Here is a 5,782-nt window from a genome sequence, read left to right as displayed (position 1 = left end):
GGGATTTATTTAACTACAGAAGATCAAAATAAAGATTCTATAGGTATTGTAGTAAATTGTGGTCCAAAAGTAACTGAAATTAAACCTCAACAACAAGTTGTTTATAAAAGTTATTCAGGAACTAAAATTAAATTAGATAATAAAGAATATTTAATTATTAAATATGAAGATATTTTAGCTATTTTAGATGTAGAAAAATAAATTTAACAATTTAAATGTTATAATTGAGAATTTTTTTCAATTAATTAGCTAAACAAAAAATAATTAATATAAATTATAAAGGAGTAAAAAAAATGGTTAAACAAATTCTTTTTGGTAAAGATGCGAGAAAAGAAATTTTAAAAGGAGTTGATATTTTAAGTGATACTGTTAAATTAACTTTAGGCCCTAAAGGAAATAATGTTATTTTGGAAACTAATAGTTATGAATCTCCTTCTATTATTAATGATGGTGTTTCCATTGCCAAAGAAATTGAATTATCAAATCCTTATCAAAATATGGGTGCTAAATTAGTTTATGAAGCAGCATCTAAAACTAATGATAATGCAGGCGACGGAACTACTACAGCTACTGTATTAGCACAAAAAATGATACATAAAGGGTTTCAATTTGTTAATTCTGGTGCTAAAGCTGTTTCAATTAAAGAAGGAATTATAAAAGCTTCTCGAGAAGTAGTTACAAGACTTTTAGCTAAGTCAAAACCTATAGAAACACAAGGTGATATCGAAAACGTAGCCACTATTTCTTCTGGTCAAAAAGAAATAGGACATATTATAGCTTCAGCAATGGAGAAAGTGACTAAAAAAGGTGTTATTAGTGTAGATGAATCTAAAGGATTTGAAACTGAACTAGAAGTAGTACAAGGTTTGAAATATGATAAAGGTTATATTTCTCCTCATTTTGTCACCAACAAAGAAAATATGTCTGTAGATTTTGAACAAGCTGCAGTATTAGTGACAGATCATAAAATTAGTAATTTACAAGAAATTCGTTCTCTTTTAGAAGAGGTAGTTAAAAATTCTACTCCTTTGCTTATTATTGCTGCTTCTTTTGAAAATGATGCTATAGGTGCTTTGGTTTTCAATAAAATTAGTGGAGTATTTAATGTAGTAGCTACTGAAGCTCCTGGTTTTGGGGATAATCAAAGAGAGTTATTACAAGATATTGCTGCTTTAACACAAGCTACTTTTATTTCTAAAGATTTGAATATGAAATTACAAAACGCTAACTCACAATATTTAGGTAAAATTAGTAAAGTGGTTATTAAAAAAGACGATACTGTATTAATAGGAACTGAAAAAAATAAAAACTTAGAAGAACGTATTCAAGAAATTGAAGCAAAAATACAAAAAGCTCTAAATGAAAACGCAAGCGAATATGAGTTAAAAAATTTAAAATCTCGATTAGCTAAATTATCCGGAGGTATTGCGATTATTAAAGTGGGAGCCGCTACTGAAACTGAATTGAAAGAGAAAAAATTAAGAATTGAAGATGCTTTAAATGCTACACAAGCAGCTATTACAGAAGGTATTGTAGTCGGCGGCGGTAAAGCTTTAGTGGAAGTTTATAAAGAACTAAAAGATAATTTAATCGATTCAAACGTAGATATCCAAAAAGGTCTTAATATTGTTTTAGAAAGTTTATTAATACCTACTTATCAAATTGCAGAAAATGCTGGTTTCGATGGTGATTCTGTGGTTAAAGAACAATTGAAACAAAAAGATAACTATGGTTTTGATGCTAAAGAAGGACAATATGTTGATTTAATTAAAGAAGGTATTGTAGATCCTACCAAAGTCACAAGACAAGCTGTTATCAATGCTTCTTCTATTGCAGCATCTATTATTACAGCTGGTGCTGCCGTAGTGGCTGTGAAAGAAAAAAATGATGCATCTTTAACACCAAATCCACATAACGCTTTATAATTTTAAAGTTAATTTATAAACGAAATTTTTTGATTTTCAAAAAGAGTAGTTATAAATTAACTTTTTTTTCTTTAAATATAATTTTTATTTATGAAAAATAAAAAAAATATTATAATATCTACATAAAAGGTATTATTAATAAGAAATAAAGATAAGTAATAAATTTAAGTTTCGTTTTTATTTTTCAAATAATAGAAAGGAAATATTTTTTTGGTGTTTGTAAAAGAATAGTTATGAAATTAATTTTTAAATATATTTTTAAATATAAAAAGTTTATTTTATTGAAGATTTTATCTATTTTTTTGGTAGCCGGTGGCGAAATTATTATTCCTTTTTATATTGGTAAACGTCTTTTTGATCGAAAAAGTAGTTATGATACAACTCTTTTTCCTTTAGTATGGTGGTTGTTATTAATAGTAATTTTAGCTATTTGCGGGAATTTAATTATTAATTTTTGCACAGCTAAGTTGTCTTCTTTGGTTTTTCGAGATTTAAGCATTGATATTTTTAAAAAAGTACAAACTTTATCTATTATTGATATGCAAACCTTAGGGGTTTCTAATGTGATGAATCAAACTACTTTTAGTGTACATCAAATTATTAATTTTATGACTACTTTTTATAGGGCCGTTATTATTTCTCCTATTATGTTAATTATTAGTTTAAGTTTGATGTATTACATTTCTCCTACGTTGTCTTATAATATTTTTATTTTAGTTCCTTTTTTTGTTTTAATATTGTTTTTTGTGATGCGTAAAAATTATCTTTTATCTTTAGCACAACATCAACAATTAGAAAAAATGAATAATAAAATTAGAGAAAATGTTATTGGTACGAAAGTTATCCGTAGCTTGAATCAAATCCAGTTTGAAAAAAAACAATTTGATGATATTAATTTTCATTATCGTAATTTAATTGTGAAGTTATTTTTATCAGTATTGTCGATTGAACCTTTTTTTTATTTTCTCTTAAATACATCAATTCTTTTTACAATTGGTTTTAGTGTTCATCTCATGATGACAAAAGAATTTCTTTTGGATTTAAGTAAATTATATAATTTTATTAATTTACAGTATCATTTGTTATTTTCTATTTTAAATTTTTTACTGTTATTTACGATGTTTCCTAAAACACTTGTGTTTATGGATAAAATCGAAAAATTATTACAAAAAAAACCATCTTTACAAAATCATCCTATGTCTAAAAGACCCTTGTTGGGTAAAATTAATAATTTAGCTTTTAAAAATGTGTCTTTTACGTATAATTCTCCAAAAACACCTATTATTCAAAATATTAATTTTCAAGTACGTAGTGGTGAAGTAGTTGCTTTAGTTGGTTCGACAGGCGCAGGAAAAACCACTTTTATTAATTTAATCCCTCGTTTAATAGATCCGACACAAGGAGTGATCGAAATGAACGGGATTGATATTAAAAATTATGATTTATTTTTGTTAAGAGACAAAATTAGTTTTGTGTCGCAAAAAAATATTTTATTCAAAGGAACTATTTTTAGTAATTTATTGTTTGGCGATAAAAACGCGAAGGAAACTCAAATGTGGGAAAAAGCTCGTCTTTCTCAATCTTATGATTTTATTCAAAACAAAAATAATCAATTACAAGAACCTGTTAGTGAATTAGGTGCTAATTTGTCAGGTGGACAAAAACAAAGGTTGTCGATTACTAGGGCTTTTTTAAAGGAACCTGATATTTATATTTTTGATGACTCTTTTTCTGCTTTAGATTATCAAACAGATTTTGCTATTAGAAAATCTTTTTTTGAATTTAAAAAAGATGTGATTGTTTTTATTGTGGCACAAAGAATAACTTCTATATTAAATGCGGATCAAATTATTGTTTTAGATCAAGGGAAAATAGTAGCGAAAGGCCGACATCAACAATTACTTGAGAGTTGTGAAATTTATCAAAAAATTGTTGCTGCGCAACAGGTTTCAAAGGAACTATAAATATGAAAAATTTAACATATTATTTAAAACCTTTTAAAAGTAAATTAGCGATAAGTTTTGTTTTAATTTGGATTTTTTCTGCTATTTCTGCTTTTATTCCTTTGTTTGAAGGTGAATATATTATTGGTTATATTCATGCAAATCCTCCTAAAAGTCAAATTTATGACACATATATGCATTATATGTTGATTTTTTTAAGTATCAATTTATTATTATATGTAATGTGCACATTAATTAAATTTATTTATAATAGGTTGCTTATTACTTCTATACATTCCGCTATTAAAGAAATACGCGCTGAAATGCAACAAAAAATTCATAAATTATCTATTAAATATTTTGATCAAAATACAGTAGGTAATATTATGAGTCGGATGACACAGGATATTGAAGTATTAGTTAATGGTCTTCAACAATCTTGTGCCACTTTAATAGCGTCGTTTTTTAATATTTGGATGTTATCAATGTTAATGTTTTGGGTTAATTGGCGTTTAGGTATGGTAGTTTGTTTATTAATTCCTATGTCTTTGATTACTATTTTTATTATTAATCGTAAGTCACGTAGTGTGTTTATTGAAAGATTTGAAAAAAGCGGAGAATGTAACGGTTTTTTACAAGAAAAATACACTGGTCATAAAGAGATTCTTTTATATAATCAACAATGTCATATGATCGAAGAGTTTCGAAATTTAAATCATGATTTAACCAATACTATTTTTAAATCTAATTTTTTGTCAGGTTTAGTAGTTCCCATTGTCAATTCTTTTACTTATATTCTTTTATTAATCATGTTAGTTTTAGGTATTTCTTTGACTCAATCGGAGTTAAATCCTTTGCTAAGTAAATTAGGTTTTGTGACTATTCAAGTAGGAATGTTTCAAGCTTTTATTCAATATGTTTGGCGTTTAGGTAATCCTATCAATGATTTGAGTCAAATTTTTGTGATTTTACAATCGACCAAAGCAGCATCTAATCGTATTTTTACTTTTTTAAGTGAAATGGAAGAAATAGAAGAAGTAGAAGAACTCGTGCTTTTGACATCGACACAATTACAGGGACATGTTGTTTTTTCTAATGTATCTTTTGGTTATTATAAAAATCAATGGATTATTAAAGATATGAATTTAGTAGTTCAACCTCAACAAACTGTAGCTATTGTTGGTTCTACAGGTTCTGGTAAAACAACTTTAATTAATTTATTAGCACGTTTTTATGAAATTCAAAAAGGTACTATTCTTATTGATGGTATCGATATTAAGAAAATTTCTCGTCATCATTTAAGATCAATTTTAGGAATTGTGTTTCAAGATATTTGGTTATTTCAAGGTACTATTTTAGAGAATTTACGTTATGGCAATCATAATAAAACTTATGAGCAAATAATCGCTGCAGCTCAACAAACCAAAATTCATGATTTAATTATGGCCAAAAAAGATCGATATCAAACAGTGATCGGTGATGAATTAGATAATTTATCTCAAGGAGAAAAACAATTAATTACGATTACACGTACTTTATTACATGATCCTTCTATTTTAATTTTAGACGAAGCTACTTCTACAATTGATATACGCATGGAAAAAATTTTACAACAATCTATTCAAAAATTATTACAACAAAAAACAGCTTTTGTAATTGCACATCGTTTATCTACTATTGTTAATGCTGATCTTATTGTAGTTTTACAAAATGGTGTTATTGTAGAACAAGGCAAACACCAAGAATTATTAAAACAAAAAGGTTTTTATTATAATCTTTATATAAGTCAGTTTCAAAAATAATTAATTATCATCTCTTAATATAATTTTATTCGAAAATTGATTTTAATACATCTAAAAATATTCCCATAAATAAATAATTTTCTCAAATAATTTTATTGAGTGGTCTTTATAT

4 protein-coding genes are annotated in these 5,782 nt (G+C 26.3%); all 4 read left to right on the top strand.

What is annotated here, in order from left to right; genetic code table 11:
- A partial coding sequence (locus AlmWB_RS01015; protein ID WP_050337229.1) for a co-chaperone GroES occupies positions 1-201 on the top strand: 201 nt, incomplete at its 5' end.
- Positions 202-293: 92 nt separating this feature from the next.
- Positions 294-1,925, top strand: coding sequence for a chaperonin GroEL (gene groL, locus AlmWB_RS01010; protein WP_050337224.1), 1,632 nt, complete (start codon positions 294-296; stop codon positions 1,923-1,925).
- Positions 1,926-2,158: 233 nt separating this feature from the next.
- On the top strand, positions 2,159-3,889 hold the full coding sequence (locus tag AlmWB_RS01005) for an ABC transporter ATP-binding protein (RefSeq protein WP_050337222.1): 1,731 nt from the start codon (positions 2,159-2,161) through the stop codon (positions 3,887-3,889).
- Between the two features lie 2 nt (positions 3,890-3,891).
- Complete coding sequence (locus AlmWB_RS01000) at positions 3,892-5,670, top strand: ABC transporter ATP-binding protein (protein ID WP_050337220.1); 1,779 nt, start codon at positions 3,892-3,894, stop codon at positions 5,668-5,670.
- Positions 5,671-5,782: the final 112 nt, after the last annotated feature.

This window comes from Candidatus Phytoplasma phoenicium (assembly GCF_001189415.1).
Classification (GTDB): Bacteria; Bacillota_I; Bacilli_A; order Acholeplasmatales; family Acholeplasmataceae; genus Phytoplasma; species Phytoplasma phoenicium.
The sequence above is the reverse complement of the archived record's forward strand: the minus strand, read 5'-3'. Positions and strand labels throughout refer to the sequence as shown.